Origin of the sequence: Falsiroseomonas sp. HC035 (genome assembly GCF_050563525.1) — a bacterium.
GTDB lineage: Bacteria > Pseudomonadota > Alphaproteobacteria > Acetobacterales > Acetobacteraceae > Falsiroseomonas.
In genome coordinates this window covers 1-13,332 of sequence record NZ_JBNXUN010000014.1, presented here as the reverse complement: position 1 = coordinate 13,332, position 13,332 = coordinate 1, and the positions used below count along the sequence as shown (strand labels likewise).

At 70.9% G+C, this 13,332-nt stretch carries 9 protein-coding genes and 3 pseudogenes; 7 read left to right on the top strand and 5 right to left on the bottom strand.

Going from position 1 to position 13,332, the window contains the following annotated elements; all coding sequences use genetic code 11:
• The first annotated feature begins 10 nt into the window (after positions 1-10).
• The 6 genes from ACLF3G_RS22730 (at position 11) to ACLF3G_RS22705 (ending at position 8,176) form a co-directional block, all read left to right on the top strand.
• Positions 11-1,189 (top strand): MFS transporter, encoded by a 1,179-nt coding sequence (locus ACLF3G_RS22730; RefSeq protein WP_430671695.1) that lies wholly within the window; start codon positions 11-13, stop codon positions 1,187-1,189.
• 94 nt (positions 1,190-1,283) lie between these two features.
• Positions 1,284-1,670, top strand: coding sequence for a hypothetical protein (locus ACLF3G_RS22725; RefSeq protein ID WP_430671694.1), 387 nt, complete (start codon positions 1,284-1,286; stop codon positions 1,668-1,670).
• Positions 1,671-1,718: 48 nt separating this feature from the next.
• Positions 1,719-3,230, top strand: a complete 1,512-nt coding sequence (locus ACLF3G_RS22720; RefSeq protein ID WP_430671693.1) for an efflux RND transporter periplasmic adaptor subunit — start codon at positions 1,719-1,721, stop codon at positions 3,228-3,230.
• Positions 3,231-3,239: 9 nt separating this feature from the next.
• Complete coding sequence (locus ACLF3G_RS22715; protein WP_430671692.1) at positions 3,240-6,368, top strand: efflux RND transporter permease subunit; 3,129 nt, start codon at positions 3,240-3,242, stop codon at positions 6,366-6,368.
• Between the two features lie 20 nt (positions 6,369-6,388).
• Positions 6,389-6,763: a hypothetical protein gene (locus tag ACLF3G_RS22710; protein ID WP_430671691.1), complete on the top strand. Its 375-nt coding sequence runs from the start codon at positions 6,389-6,391 to the stop codon at positions 6,761-6,763.
• Between the two features lie 69 nt (positions 6,764-6,832).
• Positions 6,833-8,176, top strand: a complete 1,344-nt coding sequence (locus tag ACLF3G_RS22705) for an MFS transporter (RefSeq protein WP_430671690.1) — start codon at positions 6,833-6,835, stop codon at positions 8,174-8,176.
• A 564-nt stretch (positions 8,177-8,740) separates the two neighbouring features.
• On the opposite strand, the pseudogene ACLF3G_RS22700 reads toward ACLF3G_RS22705, so the two are convergent.
• The 5 genes and pseudogenes from ACLF3G_RS22700 to ACLF3G_RS22680 all read right to left on the bottom strand — a co-directional run.
• Positions 8,741-9,892: pseudogene (locus tag ACLF3G_RS22700) on the bottom strand (integrase core domain-containing protein); the annotation flags it as partial.
• Between the two features lie 86 nt (positions 9,893-9,978).
• The gene (locus tag ACLF3G_RS22695) at positions 9,979-10,167 is read right to left on the bottom strand and encodes a hypothetical protein (RefSeq protein WP_430671805.1); all 189 of its coding nucleotides are present in this window, start codon (positions 10,165-10,167) and stop codon (positions 9,979-9,981) included.
• Between the two features lie 22 nt (positions 10,168-10,189).
• A pseudogene (locus ACLF3G_RS22690) lies at positions 10,190-10,300 on the bottom strand (hypothetical protein); the annotation flags it as partial.
• Positions 10,293-11,240 (bottom strand): universal stress protein, encoded by a 948-nt coding sequence (locus ACLF3G_RS22685; RefSeq protein ID WP_430671689.1) that lies wholly within the window; start codon positions 11,238-11,240, stop codon positions 10,293-10,295. The gene ACLF3G_RS22685 and the pseudogene ACLF3G_RS22690, both read right to left, overlap by 8 nt.
• 83 nt (positions 11,241-11,323) lie before the next feature.
• Positions 11,324-11,650 (bottom strand): ATPase inhibitor subunit zeta, encoded by a 327-nt coding sequence (locus ACLF3G_RS22680; RefSeq protein ID WP_430671688.1) that lies wholly within the window; start codon positions 11,648-11,650, stop codon positions 11,324-11,326.
• A 380-nt stretch (positions 11,651-12,030) separates the two neighbouring features.
• Between ACLF3G_RS22680 and ACLF3G_RS22675 the strand changes: the two are divergent.
• Positions 12,031-12,816 (top strand): annotated as a pseudogene (locus tag ACLF3G_RS22675) (IS5 family transposase); the annotation flags it as partial.
• Between the last annotated feature and the right edge of the window lie 516 nt (positions 12,817-13,332).

Sequence of the window (13,332 nt, the reverse complement as noted above, 5' to 3'; positions counted from 1 at the left end):
CAGACACGCCATGCGCCGCATTCTCTGGGCGCGCGGCTTCCGGGATTTTGGCGACGGCCTGGTCGCCGTGTTGCTGCCGGCGTGGTTCCTGGCGCTGGGCTATGGCGCGGCGGAGATCGGCGCCGTCTCGACTGTGGCCCTGCTCGGATCGGCGCTAATGACGCTGGGGGTGGGTCTGCTCGGCGCGCGCGCTGACCCGCGGGTGCTGCTGCTGCTCGCGGCCGTGCTCATGGCCGCGACGGGCCTGGGCTTCGTCTTCGCGACCGGCCTCGGCATGCTGATGGCCATTGCCCTGGTGGGTACCATCAACCCCTCGGCGGGCAGCGTGAGCATCTTCGCACCGCTGGAACAGACGATGCTGACGCGAGCAGCACGGGACGGCACGCGCACCGCCGTCTTCGCGCGCTACAGCTTCGTGGGCTCCTTCGCCGCCGCCGGCGGCGCGCTGGCCGCAGGCGGAGCGGACGGCCTCAAGGCGCTCGGGCTGGGGGAACTGACGGCATTTCGTTCCGCCTTCCTGCTCTATGCCGTGCTCGGCGTTGCCTGCTGGCTGGCCTATCGCGCGCTGCCGCCCCTACCGCCCGAGGTTCGGCAGGCCGCCCATGCCCCGCTCGGCCCCTCGCGGGGCATCGTGCTGCGTCTCGCGGCGCTGTTCAGCGTGGACAGCTTCGCCGGTGGTCTTGCGGTGCAGGCGCTGCTGGCGCTGTGGCTGTTCGAGCGGTTCGACCTGTCCCTGGCGCAGGCGGGCCTGTTCTTCTTCTGGACGGGGGTGCTGTCGGCCTTCTCGTTCCCGGTGGCGGCCTGGCTGGCCGGGCGGATCGGGCTGATCAACACCATGGTCTTCACCCACATCCCATCCAGCCTTTGCCTGATCGCGGCCATGTTCGCGCCGGGCGTAGAGTGGGCGCTGGGGCTACTGCTGCTCCGCTCGGCGCTATCCCAGATGGATGTGCCGACCCGGACCTCCTACGTCATGGCGGTGGTGACGCCCCCCGAGCGCACCGCCGCGGCCAGTTTCACGGCTGTGCCGCGCAGCCTGGCGGCGGCGGCCGGCCCGGCGATTGCCGGGGCGATCTTCGCGGCCGGTTGGCAAGCGACGCCCTTCATCATCTGCGGCGTGCTGAAGATCGGCTATGACCTCGCTCTGCTTTGGGCGTTCCGCCACATCCGCCCCCCGGAGGAGCGATAGCCTCCGCGATGGACAGGCGCGGCGCGCAAATGCTACGCGCCGCGGTGTGACATTTCGCGTGGCCCGTCGTGTTCGGCTTGTGCTCGCGGCCCTGATGCTCCTGACGGGGCTTCTGGGCCAGGTTGGGCATGCCTGGGCGCATGGCGCCGGCTCCGACCCGGCGGGAGCTTGGCTTGCCGCGCTTCAGGCCGAGCGCGAGTGGCTCGCCAGCAGCGCCGCCGACCCCGCGGACACATCGGTGCAGGTTTTCGGTGCTGAAGGTCGCCATAGCCATGGCGACGGCCCGACGCACCAGCATGATGGGCCGGACGGCCTTTTGGCCGACCATGCCCATGGCGTCGCCTTTCTGCTTCCTGCCGTCTCCGGCCTGGTCCACCGGACCGTCGGTGGATCACCAGCCTGGACCTTCAGTGCAGGATTGGTCGGAGCGCAATCCGAACACCCCGATCGGCCACCACGGATCGACGCACCGCTCGCCTGAGCCGCCGGCGCTTCTGCGCCGAACCGCGTCATATTCCGTGGAGTTCCCATGCCTGATCTGTTCTCGCGCGCCCGTGCCGGGCTGCGCTGCCTTGCCCTCTGTTCCCTGCTGATCACCGCGCCCGCCTTCGCCGGTCCCGGCGGCCCTGACCACCAGCATGGTCCGGAACCCACCGCCACGGCCCTGCCCCAGAGCCCAAGGCTCGTAGCCGTCTCCGAGGCCTGGCAGCTCGTCGGCATCCTCAAGGGCGGCGCGCTGACGCTCTACCTGGACCGTCAGGAGGACAACGCGCCGGCCGCGGGCGTGACGCTTGACCTCGACATCGCGGGCCGGACGGTTCGTGCCGAGCCGCAGCCGGACGGCACCTTCCGCATCCCGGCCGAGGCGCTCGGCACCGGGGAGGTCGAGGTGCTCGCGACCATCGGCGGCGCGGCGCCCGACCTGCTAGTCGGTACCATCCGCGTCCCGGGCGGTGCGGCCGCGCCCGCCGCGGCGCATGGCCACTCGCACGCGCTCAGTGATTTCCTGCACCGCCGCGTCTCAGTCGAGACGGTGCTTATGGCGCTTGCCGCCACCGGCGTCGGCGCCCTTGCGATCGGCTTCCTGTTTGGTCGTCGCCGCGCCGGCGTCGCCGCGCTGGCGCTGACGCTGCTGGCCGCATCGCCCGTGGCGGCGGGGCCCGGCGGCGCCGACCACAGCCATGGCCCTGAGACTGCGACGGCCGAGGATGGCGACGCGCCACGCCGCCGCGCCGATGGGCTGGTCTTCGTGCCCAAGTCGACGCAGCGCCTGCTCGAGCTGCGCACGCGCCGCGTCGCGCTGGAGGAGACCGCACGCCGCGTCACCCTGGCTGGCCGCGTGCTGCCGAGCCCCGACGCGCAGGCGGTCGTCCAGCCCGCGACCGCCGGCCGGATCGTCGCGATCGACGGCGCCCTGCCGCGGCGCGGCCAGGCAGTGCGCGCGGGCGATGCGCTCGCCCTCGTGGTGCCCCTCGCCTCCGCTCCTGGCGACATCACCGGCGCCGAGACTCTGCGCGCCCCGGCCGAGGGCGTGATCGCGTCCGTCGCGCTGGCCCAGGGCCAGGCGGTCTCGCCCGGCCAGACGCTTGTGGAAATCCTCGACCCCGCTCGTGTGCGCATCGAGGCCGAGGCCTTCGCGCCGACGGCGCTCGCTCCTGCTGCCGCCGCCAGCATCGAGGCCCGCGGCACGGTGCCGGTGCCGGCCACCTTGCTTGGTCGCGCACCCGCGCTGCGCGGCCAGACAGCGCTGCTCGACTTCGCGCCCCGCGCCGCTGAGCACGGCCTCGAGATCGGCCGCCGCGTGCAGGTGGTGGTCGAACTGCCGGAACGCCGCACCGCCATCATCCTGCCGCGCGAGGCGGTGGTGCAGGCCCCGAACGGCCTGCCCGTGGTGTTCCGCCACGCCGAGCCAGAACTGTTCGAGCCACGCATCGTGCGCTTCGAGCCGCTGGATGCGACGCGCGTCGCGATCCTGGCCGGCATCGAGCCGGGCGAGCAGGTGCTCGTCCAGGGCGCCCTCCTCGTGAACCAGATCCGCTGAGGGGCACGCATGTTCAACTTCCTGGTCTCGGCCAGCCTCCGGCACCGCGTCGCGGTGCTGGCGGCGGCGGCGCTGCTCGTCGCCTATGGCCTCTATGTCCTGCCGCGCGTGCCGGTGGATGTCTTCCCCGACCTGACGCGGCCTTCCGTCACCATCATGACCGAGGCCGAGGGCCTCGCCCCGCCCGAGGTCGAGCGTCTCGTCACCGCCCCGGTCGAGGCGGCGCTGCGCGGCGCGCCGGGGCTGGCGCGCATCCGCTCCACTTCGGCACCCGGCCTGTCCATCGTGCTCGCCGAGTTCGAATGGTCCGCGGACCTGACGGCGGCACGCGCCGATGCGGCAGAACGACTCGCGCGGCTGCAGGGGCGACTGCCACCGGGGCTGACGGCGCAGATGGGCGGCATCGGCACGGTGATGGGCGAGATCCTGCTCATCGCCGTGACCGCGCCTGGCCTCGACGCTCCCGCGCTGCGCGACGTGGTGGAGGCACAGGTGCGCCCGCGCCTGCTCGAAGTCCCCGGCGTGGTGCAGGTGAACCCGATCGGCGGCGCGGTGCGGCAGATCCGCATCAGCCCCGACATGGCGGCACTGGCCGAGGCGGGCATCGGCATCGACGCGATTGCGCAAGTGGTCTCCCGGGCCGGCGCTTCGGCCGGCGGCGGCTTCGTCGAGAGCCGTGGCGTCGAGTTCGTGCTGCGCGCCAGCGCGCCGCCACCGGACCTCGACGCGCTGCGCGCCCTGCCGGTGGCAACCCCGCGCGGCGCGATGCCGCTCGGGACGCTGGCGGAGGTGGAGTTAGGCACCCGCACACGGCGCGGCGATGCCGGCTTCAACGGCCAGCCTGCCGTGATCCTCAGCGTCCAGAAGGCGCCGACCGCCGACACCCTGCCGACCACGCGCGCGGTCGAGGCGAGGCTGGCGGAGGTTCAGGCGTCGCTGCCCGCCGGCGTCACCGCGAACCAGATCCAGTTCCGCCAGGCCGGCTTCATCGAGACCTCGATCCGCAACCTGCGCATCGTGCTGATCGAGGCGGCGATCGCGGTGACGCTGGTGCTTGCCCTGTTCCTGCTGAACGGGCGGGCGACGGCGATCTCGCTCACCGCCATCCCGATCTCGATCCTGGTCACGGTGCTGGTCTTCGACGCCTTCGGGCTGACGCTGAACACGATGACGCTGGGCGGGCTTGCAATCGCCATCGGCGAACTGGTGGACGACGCCGTGGTGGATGTGGAGAACATCCTCCGGCGCCTGCGCCAGAACGCCGGGCGACCCGACCCGCTGCCATCCATGGTGGTGATCGCGCAGGCCAGTCAGGAGGTGCGCTCGGGCATCCTCTACGCGACCTTCATCATCGTGCTGGTGCTGCTACCGCTGTTCGCGCTGGCGGGGCTGGAGGGGCGGCTGTTTGTCCCGCTCGGTGTCGCCTACATCGTCTCCATCCTCGCCTCCCTGCTGGTCTCCATCACCGTCACGCCGGCGCTGGCGAGTTTCCTGCTGGTGAAGGTGCCGAAGCGCGCGCATGGCGACACGCCCGTGCTGCGCGCGCTGAAGCGTTGGCAGGCGCGCGTGCTGGAGGGCGCCTTCCGCCGCCCGCGCCTGGTGATCGGCGGCGTGGTGGGCGCGGTGGCGCTGGCCGCGGTCGGCGCCGTACTGCTGCCGCGCGCCTTCCTGCCGCCCTTCAACGAGGGCACGGCGCTGGTCGGCATGCGCTTCGAGCCGGGCATCGGCCTCGAGCAGAGCCAACGGCTCGGCCTGATCGCCGAACGCCTGGTGATGCAGGTGCCGGAGGTGGTGAGCGTGGGCCGCCGCACCGGCCGCGCCGAGCTCGACCCGCATGCGGAAGGCGTGCACGCGGCCGAGATCGACGTGACGCTGCGCCGGTCCGACCGCCCGCGCGAGGCGGTGTTCGCCGAAATCCGCGAACGGCTTTCGGTGCTGCCGGCCTCGGTGGTGATGGGCCAGCCGATCAGCCACCGCATCGACCACATGCTCTCCGGCGTGCGGGCGGCGCTCTCGCTCAAGGTGTTCGGCGAGGACCAGGAGGCGGCGCGCATCGTGGCCCAAGGGCTGCGCGCGCGCATGCAGGGCATCCCTGGCCTCGTGGACATCAATGTCGAGGCGCAGACGCTGGTGCCGCAGGTCGAGATCCGCGTGGACCCGGCCGCCGCCGCGCTGCACGGCCTCACGCCGCAGGCCGTCACCGCTGCGGTCGAGGCCTTGGCCGGCGGCCGCGTGCTGGGCGCGCTCGGCGAGGGCACGCGGCGGACCGAGATCGTCCTCCGCCTGCCCGCGGCGGGGCGCAATGCCGACTCTCTGCGCGGGTTGCTCGTGCCGACGCCGCATGGCGCGGTACCGCTGGAGCGTCTTGCCGAGGTCGTGGAAACCTCGGTGACCAACCAGATCCTGCGCGAGGACGGCGCGCGGCGCATCGTGGTCTATGCCAATGGCGACGGCTCGCGCGACATGGCGGCACTCGCCGCCGATCTCGCGCGGCTGGTGGCCGAGGCCGCGCCGCCACCCGGCATCCGCATCGTGAGGGACGGCACCTTCCGCGCGCAGGAGGCGGCGAGCCGGGCCATCGCCATCCTCGGCGCGGTCTCGGCGCTGCTGGTCCTGCTGGTCCTGTGGCAGCGTTACCGTTCCGTGGTGCTGGCGCTGATCGTGCTGGCAGTGGTCCCGATGGGCCTCGTTGGTGCCGTCGCGGCGCTCTGGATCGCCGGGCAGCCGCTCTCGGTCGCCTCGATGATCGGCTTCGTGACGCTGGCCGGCATCGCGGCGCGCAACGGCATCCTTAAGGTCTCGCACTGGATCAACCTGGCGCTGCATGAGGGCGAGGTCTTCGGCCCCGGCCTCGTGATCCGCGGCACCCTGGAACGGCTCGCGCCAGTGCTGATGACCGCGCTCTCGGCCGGGCTTGCGCTGGTGCCGCTGATGATCGGCGCCGGCGAGGCAGGGCGCGAGATCCTGCACCCCGTCGCGGTGACGATCTTCGGCGGGCTGGTCACCGCGACCCTGTTCGACGCGGTGCTGACGCCGGTGCTGTTCCTGCTGTTCGGGCGGCGTCCGCTCGAACGCCTGATCGCCGCGCGCGATGCGGCGGCCGAGGCCGGTGCGCTGCGCCCGGCCACCACCTTCTGACCCCGAAAGGAGAGACTTCGATGAACCGACGCATGATCTTGGCCGGCTTGGCCGCTGCCTTTGCCACCCCGGCGCTCGCCCAGCAGCGCGAGCGCCGCGGCCCGAATGGTGGGTTGCTCACCGGCAGCGATGGCCACGAGGTGGAGTTGGTCGCCAATGGCACGGCGATCCGCGTCTACCTGGTGAACCATGGCCGCGTGGCGCCGCCGCGGGCCGGTGCCACGGCGCGGATGGTGATCCAGGAAGGGCAGGCGAACCGCACGGCGAACCTGGCGGCCAGCGGCGACGGCTTCTCCGCGACGTTGGAGACGCCGATCGCCAGCGGCGCCCGCGTTGTGGTCACCGGCCGCATGCCGGACGGCCATACCGTCCAGGCGCGCTATGTGATGCCCTGATGCGCGCGCCCGGCCGGTGTCGAACGACACCGGCCGGTTTACGCTACGCTGCTTCGCCTGGAGGACGCCGTGCTGTCGCCCCTGTCGAACCTAACCTACCGTCATCTCTTCCTGGCCCAGGTGCTCTCGCTGCTCGGCACGGGGCTCGCGACGGTCGCGCTGGGCCTGCTGGCCTACGAGTTGGCGGGCGCCGATGCCGGTGCGGTGCTCGGCATGGCGCTCGCGATCAAGATGATCGCCTATGTCGGCATCGCGCCGGTCGCCGGTGCCTTCGTCCATCTGGTGCCGCGGCGCAGCCTGCTGGTGGCCCTGGACCTGCTGCGCGCCGCCGTCGCAGTCTGCCTGCCCTTCGTCACCGAAATCTGGCAGGTCTACGCCCTGATCTTCCTGCTGCAATCGGGTTCGGCCGCTTTCACGCCGACCTTCCAGGCGACCATCCCCGACATCCTGCCGGAGGAGGCGGAGTACACGAAAGCGCTCTCCCTCTCGCGCCTCGCCTACGACCTTGAGGCGCTGGCGAGCCCGGCGATCGCCGCGGCGCTGCTCGGCGTCATCGGGTTTCACTGGCTGTTCGGGCTGAACGCGCTCGGCTTCCTGGCCTCGGCGGTGCTGGTGCTGTCGGTGGTGCTGCCCTCGCCCAAGCCGCCGACGACAGCGGAAGGTGCCTGGGGCCGCACGACGCGCGGGGCGCGCATCTATCTCGCGACGCCCCGGCTGCGCGGGTTGCTCGCGCTGAACCTCTCCGTGGCCGCAGCAGGCGCGATGGTGATCGTGAACACCGTGGTGCTGGTGCGGGCGGGCTTCCGCCTCGGCGAGCGCGAGGTGGCCTGGACGCTGGCCGCCTATGGGCTTGGCTCCATGGCCGCGGCGCTCGCCCTGCCTCGCCTTCTCGGCGAGCTGATGACGGACCGCATGGCTATGCTGGCCGGCGCCGCTCTGCTGGTCGGCGGGCTGCTGTTGGCTTCACTGGTGCCGTCCTGGCCAGCACTGCTACCGATCTGGGCGCTGCTCGGCCTAGGCAACGGGCTCGTGCTGACGCCGAGCGGACGGCTGCTACGGCGTTCCGCGCACGCTGGCGACCGGCCGGCTCTATTCGCCGCGCAGTTCGCGCTGAGCCATGCCTGCTGGCTGCTCGCCTATCCGCTCGCTGGCAGCCTTGGCGCGACGATCGGACTCGGGCCCACTTTCCTGGTGCTGGCCGTGCTGGCGGTGGCAGGGCTCGGTGCGGCGGCGGCGCTGTGGCCGCGGGATGACCCGGAGGAGATCGAGCACGACCATGCTGGCCTCCCACCGGAGCACCCGCATCGCGCAGCTGAGCACCAGCCGCTCGTGACCGGGCCGGACGGCTTCCGGCACCGGCATGCCTTCGTGATCGACGAGCTGCATCCAGAGTGGCCGGCCAGGACGCGGTAGCGGGATGGCTCTTCGCTGCCGAACCGAGCTGACCGCTCCGCGGTGACCCGAGCGACACAGCCGGCGCCCTGAACAGCAAGATCACCGAAGGCCGCTCATCTTTGCGCGCCTCTCCACGACCCAGGCATTCGGCGATTGCGAACCGACCAATCCAGCGATTCTTAATCGTCCCCGCCCGCTGCGGCGCCTCCGCCCCGGCACAACCCCGGGGACCGCTTGTCGCTGCATCCACTCAAGGCCGACACTACAGCGCGTGGCGCGCGAATGTTGCACGGCCTTCGGCCCTCGCATCGCGGGATGGCTTGAGGACCGCGCCGTCGTCGAGGTGATGTTGAACCCGAACGGTCGGCTGTGGATCGACCGTCTCGCGGGAGGCCGTCGCCGATACCGGCCACTGTCTCTCCTTCTCCGACGGCGAGCGTGTGTAGTGCGCCCGGATTCTGGGACAGCTGACTGCGGTGTTCAGGCGGCCAAGGGTAGGTCGTGCCGTTGGCGGTGAGCAAGGCGTCGCTGATCGGCACGGACCTGGTTCGGGGTCCGGTAGCGATGTCGGGCGTCGAGCTAGGTTGCGTTGTAGCGGGGGACGAACGCCTGCAAGCCGCGCCGCAGTTCTTCGATGGTGTCGAAGGTCTGCACCCACAATAAGTTCTCCTTCAAGGTGCGGACGAAGCGCTCTGCGACGCCGTTGCCCTCGGGCTGGCGGACGAAGGAGGGCGAGCCCTCCATGCCGAGGAAAGCGATCTCGGCCTGGAAATCGCCGGCGATGTAGTTCGAGACATGGTCGTGGCGGAGCGCCAGGCCCCTGGCGATATCACGGTCGATCGCGCCGAAGTGGCGCCGGACGCCCTGGCGGATCGGCTCGAGCGCCTCGAAGCGGTCGCCGGAGCGCGCGGCGTGGCTGCCGACGCACTCACCGGAGCAATGGTCGACGGCGACGAACACTCGGGCGCGGCCCTCCCTGACGGTCACGGTCTCGGTCATGTCGGTGCCCCGCATGACGTCCACCGTGCCGACGGTGATGGTACCGTCATGCGCGAGCGGCTCAGGCCGGCCGACCCGATGCGCCGCGAGCAGGCCGTGCTGGCCCATCAGCCGCCGGACCCGCCGGGCGGCGGTGCGGATGCCGGCATGGCGCAGCCGGGCCCAGATCTTGCGGTAGCCTTCGCCATGCAGGCGCGCGGCCAAGATCTGCCGGCGGATGTGCCCGACCAGCTCAGCGTCCGTGCCGGCGCCGACCGGGCCGCGGCGGGCTGGGCTAGCCGTTGCCGCGGCAACGGCCGGCGCGCGGTGGCGGTAGATGGCGGCACGGGACAGCCGCCAGACTCGGGCGACACGGACCATGCCGTAGCGCCGGCGGGTCGCCGGCGAGACCTGCCGGTTCACCGCCTCGGCCGCCGGCGGCCCAAAGGGCGGCCACCCTCCATGGTCGCGATCTTCCGCTCCAGCAGCTCGTTGGCCATGGTGACCTCGCCGAGCTTGGCCTTGAGCCGCAGCAACTCGTCGTCACGGCTGTCGCGCTCGCGCCTTCATCGCCGATGCCGCACCGGCCAACGCCCAGCCGCGCCATCCGCTCAGGCGGGCGGCGGTGACGTTGAGCTCGCGGGCCAGCGTCTCCAGCGGCTCGCCGCGCAGCAGCCGCATGACGGCGGCCAGCTTGCGTGGCGCGGAGAAGTGGCGCTCCCGGCGCCGCCCGAGGAGGCGCCGGCGTTCTCGCGTCCCCGCGCCCCCTCGGGCTCGTCGCTGCGGATTTGATCCATGGGTTCAATCTCCGGTTGCGGTGGCATCTACCGCAGCCGGCTGTCTCATCGGACCGTGCCGCACCCCAAGTAGCCCAGAATCGGCCCGGCCCCCACGACGCCAGGCCAGTCGGCATGCCGCCAGACTGAATGTGGCGCGAGCACCTCGAAGGCCGTCACCGCGTCTGCTGCACCCCACTTGCCGATGGCGAGTTCCGCGACCACCAGCGGCACGCCGAACGCCAGCGCGATCAAAAAGTTCCACCAGCAGAAAGGCGCCGCCGTTCTCACCGGCCAAGTAGGCGAATCGCCAGATGTTTCCGAGGCCTGCGGCCGCGCCGATGGCGGCAAGAATCAGCCCGCTTCTGCTACCCCATTGCTCACCCATTCCCGCTCAGGCGAGGGCCCGCAGAGGCGCCGGCCGCGCCAATCGTGGCGGGCAGCGCGCGCGGCTCGCGGACAATCATCACGTCGCAAGGCAGGCTGATGAGGAGACGCTCGGCGGTGCTGCCCATGAGGATGCCGAAGCGACCGCTCCGGCCATGTGTCCCCATCACGACGAGGTCGATGTCGTTCTCCCAGACATGCGTCCCAATCACGCTCTCGGGTGTTCCATAGCGGATCAGGCACTCCATCCGCGCCATCTTCTCCGGCGGAGTACCCAAGCTCGGCAGGAACGCCGCACGCTCACGCTCAGCGTCCGCCAGCAGTTCCGCCTCATTCGCCGCCCGGCTGATAAACCCTTCGAACGGCACGCGGTAGGCATGCATTATCGTCATGTGGGCGTCCGGGAACACGCTCAGTGCCTGCCGCAAAGCGTGGGCCGAAGTCTCTGAAAAGTCGGAGGCGACGATTAGCGTCTGGTACGCTCGCCAAGGGCGCGTCTTCACGATCAGCACGGGCATCGGCGCGCGATGGACCAGCCTCTCGACCGTGGTGCCGAGCACCGTTCGAGCAAGGCTCCCGCCGCGGGCTATGCCGGTGACTATAAGGTCGCAGTCGAGTTCGTTCGCCTTGCGCAGGATGATCTCATTGGGATCTCCCCGCTCGATCACGATCTCCGCCTTGACCTCATGACTGCGCATGGCGGCGCGGAGCTGGCGCTCGGCCAGCGCCCGCACCGAACCGCCAGGAAGCGGTTCGGGGCCTTGCTCCGGCTCATCGCCTTCCAGCACATGCAGCACCTGCAGCCTCGCACCCCAGGCCGATGCCAGCATCAATGCGCGGTCGAGGGCGCGGTCGCAGCGGCAGCTGAGATCCGTCGCGAGGAGCAGGCTGCGCGGCGGGCTACCTCGCCCGGCATCCCACCGTTCTGAGTCTTTCTGCATCGTACAACCTCCGTTTCCATCTCGGGCGCCCATCGCGCCGTCTGTGGCCGCCTGCACTGGCGGCGGTGCTGCCACCGAATGGATCACAGCAGGTGCAACACGGTTTCGGCGTAGGCGCGGCGCTGCGCGACGGTCAGCTCGGAGCGCAGTGCCTGATCGCCGACGCAGCAACCTACCGCGTCGAAATCGGCGGCAAGCTTGTGGATCACGTCGGCATCGCCCGGTTCGGCATGATCCACCCACATGACGTCGAGCGCATAGCGGGGCAGTTCCGCCTCGGGAAGGCCGAGCCGACGCCCCGCCCAGAGCCCGATGAGCAGGTTCCGCCTCGCCCTGGGGCTCTCGGCCGTTGCCTGCTCCAGGCTATGCAGTGTGATGTCGGCGGCGAGGGCGGTCTGAATCTGGGTCATCAAGTGATCTCCTCTACGTGGTTGTTGCTCCGGCGCCATGGTCCCGTCATGTCCCGCCCGTCGCGATCAGGAACAGCCCGAGGATACGGCGCGTCCGGGCGAACCCGGACACGACCGCCCATGAAGGCGAGCCACATCCGGGGCGGGATTGCCAGGCCAGTCGGCGGACAGGATCGGGTCGGGGACGTCCATGCGGGCAGCGGGCTCCAGATCGGGGCACGGCGGCCCAGCGTGGCGTCGCATCGGACGGCAGGGCAGCCGGGCACCGTCCCGCGGAAGACATCGCCGCGCAGGCCGCCCTGGGCAAGGCGGGGTACGGCCGCCCCGTGCGGTTCCGCACGTGCACGTTGGGCAGTTCCTGCGCAGCTGCGTCGGGCGTGGCGCCCGTATGGGACGTGACGGTGTTCACCAAGAACCGGGACCGGCTGCTGGGGGGCGAGGTGGCGAGCCAGTTCTTCGCCACCGTGCTGGCCGACCCGGAGGTCAAGCCGCTGCTGTTCTCGGAGTACTTCTCGGTGGCTGGCACGTTGCTAGAGGCCTGGGCTTCGATGAAGAGCTTCCGGCCGAAGGACGGCTCCGGCGCTCCGCCCGGCCCCGGCCGCAACGGCGAGCGCGACTTCCATGGCGAGAAGCGCAGCGACGAGACGCATGCCTCGACCACGGACCCGGATGCGCGGTTGGCGCGCAAGTCGAGCGGGCAGGCATCGAAGCTCTGCTACGCCGGGCATGTGGTGATCGAGAACCGGCACGGCCTGGTGGTCGCTGCGACAACGACGCGGGAGACGGGTACCGCCGAGCGCGACGCCGGCGAGGCGATGATGGCAGGGCTCGATCGTGCCGCGCGCAGCACGCTGGGAGGCGACAAGAACTACGACACGCGGGCCTTCGTCCGGGCAATGCGCGACATGGGCTTGACGCCGCACGTGACGCAGCACACCAATGGCCGGCGCTCGGCGATCCACAGACGGACTACGCGGCACCCGGGCTGCGCGGTGAGCCAGCGCATCCGCAAGCGGATCGAGGAGGTGTTCGGCCGGGGCAAGGAGATCGGCGGCATGCGCCGCACCCTGCTGCGCGGGCTGGAGCGGGTCGGATGGAGCTTCACGCTCCGCGTCGCCGCCTACAACCTCGTCCGGCTGCCGAAGCTGTTGGCGGCGCCTGCCTGACTGGCGCCGCAACAGGCCTCAACGCGGTAGTCCGCGGCGGTTGGCCACCGAAAACCACGCCCATCAGCCCGCCAAGCACCTCACAAAAACTACGCCGGCCGGGAAAACCAAGCCCTTGGCCGCGAATTTCCGCAGCCTGCTCTCATGTTTGCTGTCAAGGATTTTGGGCATGCGGCCGGGCCCGTAGAGCGGGGGCCGGAATTCAAAGGTGCCGCAAGCAGGAGGCAGGGCGGAGACGACGGTTGATCAAGCTCTCATGCGCGGGTTGGCTACCGCAGGACCGTGGTTTCGTCTCGGGGCTACCTCTGTCTAGAAGCGAGCGTCGCACGCTGGCGGCTCATAGCAGGCACGAGGATTCCCCGCCGTGCCCTGCCTCCAGCCTGCAGCACCAGATGTGAACCACTCAGTTCAGGCTGCCGAGGGCAGCCTCACCTCACGCGCAATAGCCCAGATGAACCCCGCCATTTCGCGTGCGATTGCCGTGACAACGACCACCTTCTGTTTGCCGGCCGCTAT